The sequence below is a fragment of the Bradyrhizobium sp. Leo78 genome, from assembly GCF_059512425.1.
In genome coordinates, this window is sequence record NZ_JCAMOT010000041.1 from 16506 (window position 1) to 30245 (window position 13740).

The following is a 13740-nucleotide window of genomic DNA, read 5'->3' on the forward strand; positions in this document are numbered from 1 at the left end:
TGGAACGGAAATACTTCCGATGCTGGCGTGCATGCTGGCCTCGGCAAAGACGGTACGTCGCCGAGCCCAGGCGCGTTCTGCGCTCCTCAGTGTAACGGAGAGAGTGTTCCGGCTGTATGGCGCATCGGCGGCCCCGCAAATCACTCCGCCGCGGCAGCGATCGTTTGAGTCGGCTTGCCCTCATTCTTGCCTTCCGCGAGATTGCGCACCATCATGTAGAAGATCGGCGTGAAGATCAGGCCGAAGAGCGTGACGCCGAGCATGCCGAAGAACACGGCAACGCCGACGGCCTGGCGCATCTCCGAGCCGGAGCCGGTCGATACCACCAGCGGCAGCACGCCGAAGATGAAGGCGAACGACGTCATCAGGATCGGCCGCAGCCGCAACCGGCAGGCCTCGATGACAGCCTCCAGCCGCGACCTGCCCTCTAGTTCAATGTCGCGCGCGAACTCGACAATCAGGATCGCGTTCTTGGCCGCAAGTCCGACCAACACCACGAAGCCGATCTGGGTCAGGATGTTGACGTCCTGGCCCATAATGCGCACGCCGATGGTAGCCGCGAGCAGGCACATCGGCACGATCAGGATCACCGCGAACGGCAGCGTCCAGCTGCCATATTGCGCCGCCAGCACCAGATAGACGAACAGCACACAGATCGGAAACACGTAGAGGCCGGCATTGCCACCCGTCACCTGCTGATAGGACAGATCGGTCCATTCGAAGGAAAAGCCGCTCGGCAATGTTTCGTCGGCCAGTTGCTTGATGGTGTTGAGCGCCGTCGTCGAGCTCACCCCCGGCGCCGGCTCACCCTGCAGCTCGGACGCGGAGTAGAGATTGTAACGCGCGACACGGTCGGGGCCCGAGATGTTCTTGAAGTCCACGACGCTGCCGAGCATCACCATGTCGCCGGCGGCGTTGCGGGTGCGCAGCCGCGCCAGGTCGGAGGTCTCCTTGCGAAATGGGAGATCGGCCTGCGCTGTGACGTGATAGGTGCGGCCGAACAAATTGAAGTCATTGACGTAGGTCGAGCCGAAATAGGTCTGGATGGTGTCATTGATGTTGGCGATCGGCAGCCCGAGCTTCTGCGCCTTGACGCGATCGATGTCGACGAACAGCTGCGGCGTATTCGCCGTAAATGGCGAGAAGACGGAGGTCAGGTTTGGCGACTTCCGCGCGGCGGCGACGAGCTCGTCGGTCGCGGCTGCCAGCAGCTCAGGGCCGCGGCCTTGCCGATCCTGGATACGGATGGTGAAGCCGCCGCCGGTGCCGATGCCTGGTACCGCGGGCGGCGGAATGACGATGATGAAAGCGCCCTGGATCACCGAGAGCCGCTTGCGCAGATCGGCCGTGATCGCGTTGGCCGACAACCCCTTCTTCTGCCGTGCCTCCGCCTCGTCGAACACCGGGAACAACGCCGCGGCGTTGCCGGCCTGCGTGCGCGTCGCGCCAGAGAAGCCGCTGAACGCCCCAACACGGACGATACCTGACGTATCCAGCGCGATGCGCTCGATTTCGCGCACCACCTCAGCGGTCCGCGCCAGCGATGCGGCGCCTGGCAATTGCACCGAGATGATGAGGTAACCGCGATCCTGTGCGGGAATGAAGCCCTGCGAGGTCGTGGCGAGCAGCCAGCCGGCGCTGCCAATCAGCGCGAGATAGATCACAAGCATCACCGCCGCGTGCCGGATCACGAAGTCGGCGGCGGCCGCATAGCCGTATGCCAGGCGATCGAAGACGCGGTTGAACAGCGCGGTGAAACCGTCCCAGCCGCGCGCAATGATGTTCCAATGCGCCGGCGGACGTTTCTCCTCGTGCGGAGTAAGTATCTGCGAGGCCAGTGCTGGCGACAGCGTCAGCGAGCAGAAGCAGGAGATCGCGGTCGCGACCGCGATGGTAACGGCGAATTGCTGGAAGAACCGCCCGGAGATGCCGCCCAGGAAAGCTGTCGGCACGAACACCGCGCAGAGCACCAGCGCGATCGAGACCAGCGCGCCGCCGACTTCCTCCATGGTCTTGAGCGCCGCCTCCCGCCGGCTCATACCGTGCTGGAGATGTCGTTCGACATTTTCGACAACCACGATGGCGTCGTCGACCACGATGCCGACCGCGAGAACCAGACCGAACAGCGTCAAATTATTGATCGAGAATCCGAGCGCGGCCATCACCGCGAAGGTACCGACCAGCGACACCGGGATCGCGATAATCGGGATGATCGCAGGCCGCCACCCCTGCAAGAACACCAGCACTACGATGACAACGAGCGCCATCGCCTCGTAGACCGTCTTAATCAGCTCATGGACCGATTGGGCGATGAATTCGGTCGGGTTGTAGCCGATATTGTAGTCGAGTCCCTTCGGAAAACTCTCCTTCAGCTTCGCCATGGTGGTGGAGATTGCCTTCGCTGTGGCGAGCGCATTCGATCCGGGCCGTTGCGTCACCACCATCGCGACCGCCGATTTGCGCAATATGCGGCTGCTGGTGGCGTAGGACAGCGCGCCGAGTTCGACCCGTGCGACGTCGCGTAGCCGCACGGTACGGCCGTCAGAGCCGGCCTTTACCACGATGTCCTCGAACTGCCCGATGTCCTTGAGGCGGCCAGTAAAGACGAGGTTCGGCTGGAATGCGCGGTCGGCAATCGGCGGCTCCGCGATCTGTCCGCCCGTGATCTGCAGGTTCTGGGCGCGGATTGCCGCCAGCACCTCGCCCGACGTCAGACCGACATCAGCGATCCGGTCGGGATCGAGCCACAGCCGCATCGAGTAGTCGCGCGCGCCGAACATCTGGATGTCACCGACACCGTCGAGCCGCAAAAGCTGATCGCGGACCTGCAGCAGCGTGTAGTTGGAGATGTAGAGCTGATCGAACGAGTCGTCGGGGGACAGCACGAATACCGCCATCAGGATGTCGGGCGAGTTCTTGCGGGTTACGACGCCGTTGCGTTGGACCTCCTCGGGCAGCCGCGGCTGCGCAATCGCGACACGATTCTGAACCAGCACCTGGGCCTTGTCGAGATCGGTGCCGAGCTTGAAGGTAACAGTTATGGTGAGCTGGCCGTTCGAGGTCGCCTGGCTGTAGAGATACAGCATGTCCTCGACGCCGTTGATCTCCTGCTCGATCGGGGCGGCGACGGTGTCGGATACGGTCTGCGCCGAGGCGCCGGGATAGGTCGTAGTGACGGTAACGGTCGGCGGCACCGCCTCCGGATATTCCGAGACCGGCAGCGTCTGGTAGGCGATCGTGCCGACGATCACAAGCACGATCGACAGTACCATCGCCAAGATGGGCTGGTTGACGGAAAGCCTTCCGAGATTCATGGCTTGGCACCTGCCGTAGCCTTGTCGCCCGCCGGCGCCTGCGCCATTTTCGGTGTCACCTTGGCGCCGACGCGGGCACGCTGCAGCCCGTCGACGATGACGTGATCCTCCTCCTTGAGGCCCTCGCGAATCACGCGCAGCCCTTCATCGAGCGGCCCGAGCACCACCGGCCTTGCTTCCACCGTATCGTCTTCTTTGACCACGAACACGATCTTGCGCGACTGGTCGGTGGCTATAGCGGTGTCCGGAATCAGCAGCGCCTCGTAAGGTGACGAGCCGATGATCCTGACGCGGCCAAACTGCCCCGGCAGGATCGAGAGATCCTTGTTCGGGATGATCGCGCGGCTGCGCAGCGTCGCGGTCGAGATGTCCAGTCGATTATCGAGGAAGTCCATCTTCCCCTCATGCGAAGGCTTTGTCTCGCCGGTTAAAGTCACCTGCACCGGATTCGGCGTATCGCGCGAGCTCGGCCGCTTGCCTTCGAACCAGAGCCGGCTGTTGCGTTGATAGGTGGCCTCGTCGACGTCGAAATAGATGTAGATCGGATCGAGCGACACGATCGATGTGAGCAACGTCGCGCCGCTATCGGCGCCCTGCACCAGATTGCCCGGCGTCACCAGATGCCGGCTGACGCGGCCGGTGATCGGCGCCAGCACGTGGGTGAATTCGACATTGAGCTGCGCGGCCTTCAGCGCACCCTCGGCTTGCGTCTCGGCCGCATAAGCCGCCTGCAAGGCCTGTCGGCGCTGATCGACGACCTGTACCGAAACTGCGCTGGTCTGGACCAGGTTCAGCCCACGATCGAGTTCACGCTTGGCAAGCTCTGCCTTGGCCCGCGCGTCGTCGAGTTGGCCCTGGGCTTGCGACGCGACCGCCTCGAACGGGCGCGGATCGATGATGTAGAGCAGATCGCCGGCATGGACAATCGCACCGTCCTTGAACTCGACGCTGTTGACGAAGCCGCCGACGCGGGCGCGGACCTGGACCTCCTCGACCGCCTCGAAGCGGCCGGTGAACTCGTCCCAGTCGGTGACCGTACGTTTGACCGGTTGTGCAACTGTCACCGGCGGAGGCGCCGCCGCCTGCGATTGTGCCTTCTCGTCGCAGCCAGCGAGCGCCAGCGCGAACAGTAAACCAACCGACGCGCCACCACGTCGTCGAAGGCGCCGCAACGAACCGCGATCGCGCCGGGGCACCGGAGCCGGATGCTCGGTTCTGTCAGTCGTACTCACTTCCGTTTCTCCGAAACCTGAAATGTTGCAAACGGCGCGCGCACCTTCAGGCCCGGGACATGCGGTTACCAGGAGGAATAGTCCTGGCTGTGCTGGGCGGCGACGCGGGCGCCGGCGGAACACGATCGAGCAGCCAATCTGGCCACGTTGAATTGGACAGGTCATGGCGCGACAATTTCGATTGCGTCATTGCTTTGCATATCGCCTCCTGCCTTTTCAATTTTCCATCGTGGTCCGCGTGTCGATCGCGGCAAGCGCAAGCTCGGCACGACGGTGCTTTCGAGAATGACCTTGCAACGCCGGCGAAGAAAATCACGTCTCGCCATGGAGTCGATAAACGATCGTTATTGCCGCTCGCCCCGCGGCGTGATGCGGTGGCGAGGAATCCCACGAGCCGCTGGCACTCAAGCCGGCGCTTTATTCTGCGGAGACTTCTAAGCCGCGTTCAGTGGCTAAATCGCACCCAATGCCGTCGCGGCATGCACAACTGGCGCCGCGAGATTCGCGCAGTGAGCTCCGAGAGAAGCTCGTACGCGCCGTACGAGAGACGGAAGAATGCGCGCGGGACACCGTGGGGCGCTCTCGACCATCATGAATGCGTCAAACGCATTTTTATGTCTAACGCCTTTTCGCCGAATTGTTCATTTTGCGCGCCAAACAACTGAAAGATCATTCAGGAGGCGCGTCGACGGATTTCCTCGTCGCGGAGCTTCGACTGACTTCACGGTGCATTCCTGCCAGTTATGGATATGATAGCTTTACGCGGATGGTCGCCGGATTTAGCTGCTGAACACAACGGCCGGAGCGGACGCGGCGCTGAGATCTCGCACGAACTCTAAGACTTGTTCTGCGCTGTTTCTGGCGTACACACTCGTCGATGCTCGTGGATCAATCATTCGAACAATCGGGACCTAATCATGACCAAGACCCGCGAAGTTGTTGTCGCAAGCGATTCCACTAATCATGGCGCGCTGGTAGGCCATGTCGGCGAATCTCAATTTCCTGTCGGCGGCCCGGATGGCGCCGGCCATATTTCTTCCGGTCCCAATCCTTACGACCTTCTTAGCGCATCTCTTGCCGCATGCACGGCTATGAGCGTTCGTTTTCAGGCTCGACGCCAGAAACTTCCGCTGGAGCGGTTGGAAGTTGGCGTCAGCTTCCACCATGGCGCTCAGGGCGAAAGAGATTCGTTCGTACGCACCCTAGTGCTGGGAGGAAAACTCGACGCGCAGCAGCGCGCCTTCCTGTTGGAAGCCGCAAACCTCTGTCCCGTTGGCAAAATGCTCGGCATTGGTGCGGATATTAACACGCGCCTGGACGCTACTACTTCCGGCCACAGCCCAAGCACTCAGGCCAGCTACGATGATGATCTGGCTCAACTCCCGATCCCCAATATCACTCCGGATTGAGCGTCTCTCGCGCAGTCGATCCTGCACCCGAGCATCGCAGCCTATCATACCCGCCGGGCCTCCAGTTCGGTGGACCCGCGATGCGGGATGCCGACGGGCTAAAGCCTACCGGCTCCTGTCGTACAGGCCCTCGCCGAACCCGACCTTGTCGTCTTGGGGAAGACGTGATCCCCAACCTCGGATGGGCAACATTTCGCGCGACGTCCGATCCGGCGCGAATCTCAACCCAACGTTCTCGCATTCTCCGTCGGCCTTCCTTGTTCGAGCAGCATGGCCGCGGCATACAATGGCGCCTCGTTCACGACAATCCGGCCGCCTCCTGATGTTAGCCCCAACAGCAGCGGCATTCTTCCGCGCATTCCGGCTCTTTTGCGTCCTCAGTTGCCCAACGCGGGGCATTCGTTCCACCGCTGCTGACGCGCTTTGATGTTTCGCGTCCTTGGCATCGATTCTATAGCCACAGGTGATTGGACCGTCGAGTTTCGCGATCGTATTTTTGTTCGTCCGCAAGGCAATTCGGAAGATGACGACAGACCACACACGAGGAGGTTGACGATGAGGGCAATCGTCGTAACGGACCAGGCTGCGGGAAATGCCGGCATTAGGCAAGCGGAGCGACCCCAGCCGCAGGCAGCGATCAACGACGTCGTCGTTCAAGTTCATGCCTCAGGATTCGTCGGGACCGAACTGTCGTGGCCCTCGACCTGGACCGATCGCCTCGATCGTGAACGAACGCCGTCGATCCCTGGGCACGAGCTGGCCGGTGTGGTCACTGCTCTCGGATATGGCACGACGGGGCTGTCCGTGGGACAGCGGGTGGTCGGCCTCGCGGACTGGTATCGCGACGGCACGCTGGCCGAGTATGTGGCGATCGAGGCACGCAACCTCGCGCCGTTGCCGGGCGACGTTGAGTTCACAGTGGGCGCGAGCCTGCCGATCTCGGGTCTGACTGCGTGGCAGGGGTTGTTCGTGCACGGCCGCCTTCAGGCGGGACAGAGCGTCCTCGCGCACGGCGCGGCCGGCGCAGTCGGGTCGATGGTGGCGCAGCTCGCACGAGAGGCCGGCGCCTACGTCATCGGCACCGGGCGCGCCGCCGACCGTCAGAAAGCGCTCGACTTCGGCGCGAAGGAGTTCGTCGACCTCGACAACGATGCCCTCGAAGACGTCGGCGGAGTCGATCTGGTGTTCGATGTCATCGGCGGCGACATCGGGAAGCGCTCCGCGCGCCTAGTTCGATCCGGAGGAACGCTGGTGTCTATCGTCGGGCCGGCCGACGCACGGCCCGCCAAGGGCCTCGCGGTCGACTTCGTCGTCGAGTCCGATCGCTTCCAATTGAGTGAGATCGTCCAGCGGGTTCGGGACGGACGACTGCGCACGAACATCGGCAGCGTCACGACACTCGACGATGCCATCGCCGCCTTCAAACCGGCAAAGCGGATCAACGGGAAGACGATCATCCGCGTTCGTCCGTGAGCGACCCGCATTCGACGCACGCGGCCGGCCACGTCCCATCAGACGCGCCGGCGCAACCCAGGAAACTACCATGGCCCCCTGGCATGAGATGTCAGAGGAGCCACATCCCTGCGCCATTTCGAGCAAAGGGAGCGAAAGCATTCGTCATCTCAACCTCATTCCTTAACGAATAGGGATCACCATGACTAACGGAATCATCATGACCAACGCCGTCATCGATTGTATCCTGAGCCGCAGCGCCACCAAGTACTATGACCCTGCCGCCACGTTGAGCGACGAACAAATCCGCGAGCTGGTGCGAATCGGCACCACTGCGCCGACTTCCTTTCACTTACAGAACTGGCGTTTCATCGCGGTGCGCACGCCTGAAGCCAAGGCTCGGCTGGCTCCGATCGCCTGGAATCAGCCCGCGATCACCGAAGCAGCCGTTACTTTCATCGTCTGCGGCCAGTTGGCCGATTCTAGCGTAGTACCTGAGCGCCTGGCGCCGGTGGTGGAAGCGGGCATCATGCCGGCAAAGTTGATACCGGATTGGGAACTCCCCGCACGCGATCTGTACATGCAGTACCCGCAGCGCCAGCGTGACGAGGCAGTACGCACCGGCACCTTCGGTGCGGCGGCGATGATTTATGCGGCCCGCTCGCTCGGCTTGGGTTCGACGCCGATGATCGGTTTTGATTCCGAAGCGGTGCATCGCGAGTTCGGACTGGCCAAGGACGAAGTACCGGTCATGCTGCTGTCCATAGGGGCGGAGCGTCCGGGAAACTGGCCGCAGAAGCCACGCCGTCCAGTGGCCGAAGTGTTGAATCTCGTTTGATTATTAGTGAAGCCGATCGCTTACGGAGATTGTGATGCCACGAATTGCGGCTCTAAAGCCGGAACAGGTGCCGGCCGATTCGAAACCGACCCTCGCTATGTTCACCAAGAACATCGGGTTCACCCCAAATATGATGGCGACCTTCGCGGCAAGCCCGATCGCGTTCAACGCATGGGCCACCCTCCTCGGCTCCATGAGCAAAGTGCTCGACGTGAAGACGCGTGACAGCATCGGCCTCGCTGTCTCCGAAGTGAATGGCTGCAACTACTGCCTGACGGTTCACAGCTTTACGGCCGATCATATGGCCAAGCTGCCGGCCAATGAAATCATTCTCGCTCGGAAGGGCCATGCGAGCGACCCCAAGCGGGACGCCGCCATCCAGTTTGCGCGCAAAATCATCGAGACCCGCGGCAAGGTCAGTGACGCCGATCTGAAAGCCGTCCGCGATGCCGGCTACACGGATGCGAACCTCATTGAGATCGTCGCGCTGGTGGCCATGTACTCCCTGACGAACTTTTTCAATAACGTGTTCGATCCCGAGAAGGACTTTCCCGCCGTTGCGCCGGTTGGCTCGATCTGAACTTCGTCCGGTCGCGTCGACCATCTCTCCTGGAGTGCTCGGGGCTGTTATGTGAAGCGGACGTAGCGCCCAGGCCCCGGATGCGCCTTGGAGCGCGTCCGGGGCCTTTGGTATGTGCCAACAAGGTTTGGTTTTTTACGTCGTCGAGCACGAAATCATTCTGATCGACTGCCCGCTAAAGCCAGTGCTTCTTGCCGTGGGTGCTACATCGATGGCAGCGATTCCATAGCCAAAAGTCATTGGACCATGGAGTTTCTCCGTCCTATTTTGCTTCTCTGCAGGGACGGAAGGTGGAAGTTGTATAACAAGATCTCCGATTAGGTGCCGACCGCACGGGCTTTCTTGTCGGCGCGAAAGGCCTGGAAAGGCCTTGGCAGGATCACGACTTCGCCCAAGCCTTGCAGGAAGCGGCCGACGATCAGCGGCACGAAACCAATCGCGGTCGCGCCCAGGCCGTAGAGAGCGCCCCCGAGAAGGACATACGGACTTCGCCGATCCTCCCCGTTTACCATTCTGAAAAACGCGTCATCAGACTCGCGCCCAGCCGCAGTGCTGATGGGCAAAGCCTATCTGAGCATGGACCGCCGTCACCGCTTGGCGCAGGTGGTCCTCAAGCCTGTCGATATCGATCTCGCCGCGTGCCACAAGGCCGATTTCCTCGGCTCTTGGCAACAGCGTACGCAAGGTTTCCGCGGCCCATGCGTAGAGAGGCGAATCGGGGCCGCCGCCCACCGGAGTCTCCGAAAACAGTCGAGGCAACTCCAGCCCCGCATTGTAGAAATGTTCCACCATCCGCGCACCGGCATCAGGGCACGTGACGACTGAGCGAAACGTCGTATTGATGAGATCGGAGGTATCTTCCCATAGCGGGACCAGGGGAAAGGACCACCATGTTCCGAGGAGGAATACCTCGTGGAAGGCAACTGCGCCGCCTGGCTGGACGTGAGTGGCCGCTGCGCGGATCAGTGCGACAGGGTCGCTCTGGTGGACCAAGACATAGCGGCCGATAGCCAGATCGCAGTTTCCGGAGCCGGTCATTTCGGAGGCATTGCCTTCCACGAATTCGATATTGGCGTGACCAGCAGCGCGCGCGCTCGCGGGCCGTAGCGATCGCGACAGCGCTGCGGTCGATCCCGACGACGGCCCCGGTCGGTCCGACCATTTCCGCCGCGAGCATTGCCACGTCGCCTGCTCCGCAACCGAGATCAACGACGCGCATGCCTCGCGCCAGTCCGATCTCGCGCAGGAGGCGCGTCGTGATCGGGCGGAGGTCTTCCGCCTGCAGCATCAGCCTGCGAAGTTCCCGGTTCGAATGCCCCAAGACATAATTGTGCATCCAACCAGTCTCCTTGTGTTGCTACGCTACGATCCAAAACGCGACGATGATCCACGAGGAGCGCAGAACCGCTCACCGTCCCCAAGTCCTCACGGGCGAACGCGGATGATCGTTTTCCCGCTGGTCCGCTTGCTCGGATTGAAAGCGGCGACAGCATCATCGAGGGTCGCGATGTTGCCGATGTTCGTCCGCAGTCGTCCGTCCCGCACCCGCTGAACGATCTCACCCAGTTGGGCGCGATCGGACACGAGAACAAAGTCGATCGTCCGGCCGTCAGCAGGCCGTGCCTCGGTCGGGCCGGCGACGGTCACCAGCGTTCCTCCGGCTCGAATCAGGCCTGCGGACCGCTTCGCGATGTCGCCGCCGAAGATATCGAAAACCAGATCGACTGTGCCGATGTCTTCTAGGGCGTCGTTGTCGAGAGCGACGAACTCCTGCGCGCCGAAGTCGAGCGCGGTCCGACGGTGGGCGGCGCGTCCAGTGCCGATGACGTAGGCGCCGGCCTCACGTGCGAGCTGGGTGACCATCGAACCGACCGCTCCGGCCACGCCGTGCACGAGGATGCTCTGCCCTGCCTGAAGGCGGCCGTGCACGAACAGTCCCTGCCACGCGGTCAGGCCCGGCATCGCGACGCTCGCGCCCACCGCGAAGTCGACATCGCCCGGCAGCGGCGCGAGGTTCCGTGCCTCGACGGCCACATACTCGGCCAGAGTGCCGCCGCGATACGAGTCCGTGACTCCGAACACCCGCTGCCCGACCGACAGTCCCCTCGTGCCATAGCCAAGGCCGCTGACCACTCCGGCCAGCTCTTGCCCGGGAATTACCGGCGCCCGGTCACGGCCGAAGCGATCGGTCCAGGTCGAGGGCCACGTCAGCTCATCCCAGGTGAATCCCGACGCATGGACCTGAACGACGACGTCGTTGATCGCTGCCTGCGGCTCGGATTGCTCCACCAGCTTCATTCCCGCCGTTCCCGCGGCCCGGTCCGTTACGATGATCGCCTTCATATGAATTGTTTCCTCGGTTAGTTGTCTCTTTGCTGGATATGTTCCAGCGATGAGAGCCCGTTTGACATCTCATGCCAGCGGCACTCTGTTCGTGAACCGGTAGCGCTCGTTGACGATTTCATTTGTCCAGCAGCGATAGAATTGGGTCCAGACCTCGTCTTTCTTAGCGCTTGCCATGTGGCAGAACGCGCATTCGGACTTTGGCTGCAGCTTGGCTGTCGGAGCCGTTGGCTCATGGTGATTGAAGTTATAGTAACCCCAGCCTCCGGTGTCGGCGTAATGGTTGCTATCCTTGACCGTAACGTCTGCGCCGTTCAGCTTTCCGGGGAAGAAGCCTCGCCCGGAGGCCTCGGTGCGCGATCCATCCGGGTTCTCGGCTGGAAGCGTCAGCTGTAGCTCCTTGAAGAAGATCGTTCCCTCCGGAAACTCACCTGTCTTCTTGTAGATCTCGTATGAGCCCGGTTCGACATAAACGTTGTGAAATTCAGGAAAGTTCGCCGTCCCGCCGTTCAGCGCGTTCGGAGTGAGCGGTGAGCCGACGAACACCCACTCGTTGAAGTCCTTCGGCAGGATCAAGTCACCGGACGCGGTATATTCCGGGAGATAGCGCTTCCTCGTCGATGGGTTGGCGTTACTGGATTCGGACTGCCCGAATACAGCCGTTATGACAACTGCGCTGGAAACCGCTCCGGCGATCAGTAGGGTAAGGCGCCAACCTTTTTTCTCCACGACCATACTTTTTTCCCACGCAACTGAGTAATATCCGCCCGAGTTGCCGCAGGCGTTGCTCGATGAAATCTGCGACAGTGCTAACCGTTGATCGCAGCGCGGGACGAAATTTTCCAATAGCCGGCATGTATAGTTTCGATAGCAGCGGAGAATGCTGCTGCGACGGTCCTCTCTTCCATTCGTAAATCAAGGCAAGTTGCGCAGACCGCGGCGGCCTCACGCCGCGGGCGAGGCAATAACGATCGTCTATCGATTCTATGGCGAGAGGCGATTTCCCTCGCCGGGTGGCGAGCGCCACGCTGTCGGAAGCAGCTACAACGCAGAACGAGACTGCGAATGACCACTCCTGCAAACCAGAGTTGGCGAGCTTGTCACCACGAGGCGCAGCCGTTTATAGAGCAGTGCGGCCGCGGCGTTATCGATGCAGAACCCTGCCCGCGAGAACTCGGGCAGGAAACGGCACCTTGGGGCCGGCGCATGGTGCTCACGGCCTGTGTGATCGCGTCCTCGATGGCGTTCATCGATGCGACAGTGCTGCCCGTTGCGTTACCGAGATTGCGCGCTGACCTCGGAGCGGACCTCGCCTCCGTTCAATGGATTCTCAACGGGTATATGCTGGCGCTCGCCTCGCTGACATTGATCGGCGGCGCGCTCGCGGACGTTTATGGCAAGGCGCGCATGCTCGCGTTCGGTTGCGTCCTGTTTGGTCTGGCATCCGCGGCTTGCGCGCTGGCGCCTTCGCCGGCCTGGCTGATCGCTGCCCGCGTGGCCCAGGGAGCGGCCGCGGCGATTGTCACCCCCGCCAGCCTCGCCCTGATCGGCGCCACCTATCCGCGCGCTGAGCGGAACCGGGCGATCGGCGTATGGGCCGCGACATCGGCTCTCACCACCGCCGGAGGTCCTGTCCTGGGCGGCTGGCTGACGGAGGCCTTTGGCTGGCCATCCGTGTTCTGGATCAACCCGCCGCTCGCGCTCGTAGCGGTGGGAGTACTGCTGGTCTTCGCGCCCAAAGATGACCGCATCCAGCGCCAGTTCGACGTGATCGGTGCCGCAATCCTGGCTTCGGCGCTCGGCGCGCTTGCCTGGGCGCTTAGCCAAATCGGACGCAGTGAAGCTTGGGCGGCAGCAGGCGCTTCCGCCCGGACGACCACGGCACTCACGATCGTCGCCGGACTCGGCATTGTCGGGATCGCCGTCTACGCGATCTGGGAGCGCGGAAGCGCACACCCGATGACGCCGCCCCGTCTGGTAGAGAACCGCGCTTTCCTCGGACTGAACGTCGCGACCCTGATGGTTTATACGGGGATTTCGATCATGTTCTTCCTGCTACCTTTTGACCTCGTCGATCGCCGCGCCCTGTCGTCGACCGATGCTGGGCTGGCATTCCTGCCCTTCACGCTCGGCGTAGGGCTCTTGTCGAATGTCTTCGGTGGCTTGGCAGACAAGATTGGCGCGCGGACCATGCTCGTCGCCGGACCGGCAGGTGCCGCACTGGCCTACGTCTGGATGGCGCTTGGTCAGAAAGAATCCTTGATGCTCGGCGTGATCGCACCGATGGCGCTGCTTGGCCTGTCCTTCGCCGTCCTCGTGGCGCCGCTTACCGCATCCGTCATGTCGAGTGTTGACCAGACGGACGAAGGGCTCGCCTCCGGCGTCAACAATGCGGCGAGCCGGATTGCGCAACTTGTCGGCGCGGCCTTGGCCGCCGGTGTCGCGTCTTTCGAGTCCGGTTACAAGGTCGGTCTCGTCGTAGCCGCTGCGACGTCGATCTGCGGCGCCTTTATAGCTGCAACAACCCCGACGCCGGCCGTGGCGATAGCGGGCGGCTCGGGAGAAGCTTAAG

The 13740-nt window shown here is 62.2% G+C and carries 10 protein-coding genes and 1 pseudogene; 5 read left to right on the forward strand and 6 right to left on the reverse strand.

Going from position 1 to position 13740, the window contains the following annotated elements:
• Positions 1–140 precede the first annotated feature (140 nt).
• Both AC5ZG1_RS34990 and AC5ZG1_RS34995 read right to left on the reverse strand, forming a co-directional pair.
• Positions 141–3314 carry an efflux RND transporter permease subunit gene (locus tag AC5ZG1_RS34990; protein WP_496135570.1) on the reverse strand — a complete coding sequence of 1058 codons (3174 nt, stop codon included), beginning with the start codon at positions 3312–3314 and terminating at the stop codon, positions 141–143.
• On the reverse strand, positions 3311–4486 hold the full coding sequence (locus AC5ZG1_RS34995; protein ID WP_496135614.1) for an efflux RND transporter periplasmic adaptor subunit: 1176 nt from the start codon (positions 4484–4486) through the stop codon (positions 3311–3313). The genes AC5ZG1_RS34990 and AC5ZG1_RS34995 overlap by 4 nt, the downstream gene beginning before the upstream one ends.
• Positions 4487–5463: 977 nt before the next feature.
• Between AC5ZG1_RS34995 and AC5ZG1_RS35000 the strand changes: the two genes are divergently transcribed.
• The 4 genes from AC5ZG1_RS35000 to AC5ZG1_RS35015 all read left to right on the forward strand — a co-directional run bounded on the left by AC5ZG1_RS35000 (position 5464) and on the right by AC5ZG1_RS35015 (position 8825).
• On the forward strand, positions 5464–5955 hold the full coding sequence (locus AC5ZG1_RS35000) for an OsmC family protein (RefSeq protein ID WP_496135571.1): 492 nt from the start codon (positions 5464–5466) through the stop codon (positions 5953–5955).
• A gap of 555 nt (positions 5956–6510) precedes the next feature.
• Positions 6511–7428 (forward strand): NADP-dependent oxidoreductase, encoded by a 918-nt coding sequence (locus AC5ZG1_RS35005; RefSeq protein WP_496135572.1) that lies wholly within the window; start codon positions 6511–6513, stop codon positions 7426–7428.
• A 199-nt stretch (positions 7429–7627) separates the two neighbouring features.
• Positions 7628–8245: a nitroreductase family protein gene (locus AC5ZG1_RS35010; protein ID WP_496135573.1), complete on the forward strand. Its 618-nt coding sequence runs from the start codon at positions 7628–7630 to the stop codon at positions 8243–8245.
• Between the two features lie 34 nt (positions 8246–8279).
• Positions 8280–8825, forward strand: coding sequence for a carboxymuconolactone decarboxylase family protein (locus AC5ZG1_RS35015; RefSeq protein WP_496135574.1), 546 nt, complete (start codon positions 8280–8282; stop codon positions 8823–8825).
• 528 nt (positions 8826–9353) lie between these two features.
• On the opposite strand, the gene AC5ZG1_RS35020 is transcribed toward AC5ZG1_RS35015, so the two are convergent.
• The 4 genes and pseudogenes from AC5ZG1_RS35020 to AC5ZG1_RS35035 form a co-directional block, all read right to left on the reverse strand.
• On the reverse strand, positions 9354–9863 hold the full coding sequence (locus tag AC5ZG1_RS35020; RefSeq protein WP_496135617.1) for a hypothetical protein: 510 nt from the start codon (positions 9861–9863) through the stop codon (positions 9354–9356).
• A 55-nt stretch (positions 9864–9918) separates the two neighbouring features.
• A pseudogene (locus AC5ZG1_RS35025) lies at positions 9919–10161 on the reverse strand (methyltransferase domain-containing protein); the annotation flags it as partial.
• 89 nt (positions 10162–10250) lie between these two features.
• Positions 10251–11168, reverse strand: coding sequence for an NADP-dependent oxidoreductase (locus AC5ZG1_RS35030; RefSeq protein WP_496135575.1), 918 nt, complete (start codon positions 11166–11168; stop codon positions 10251–10253).
• 69 nt (positions 11169–11237) lie between these two features.
• Positions 11238–11903: a cytochrome P460 family protein gene (locus AC5ZG1_RS35035; RefSeq protein ID WP_496135576.1), complete on the reverse strand. Its 666-nt coding sequence runs from the start codon at positions 11901–11903 to the stop codon at positions 11238–11240.
• 330 nt (positions 11904–12233) lie between these two features.
• Between AC5ZG1_RS35035 and AC5ZG1_RS35040 the strand changes: the two genes are divergently transcribed.
• Positions 12234–13739 carry an MFS transporter gene (locus tag AC5ZG1_RS35040; protein ID WP_496135577.1) on the forward strand — a complete coding sequence of 502 codons (1506 nt, stop codon included), beginning with the start codon at positions 12234–12236 and terminating at the stop codon, positions 13737–13739.
• Position 13740 lies beyond the last annotated feature (1 nt).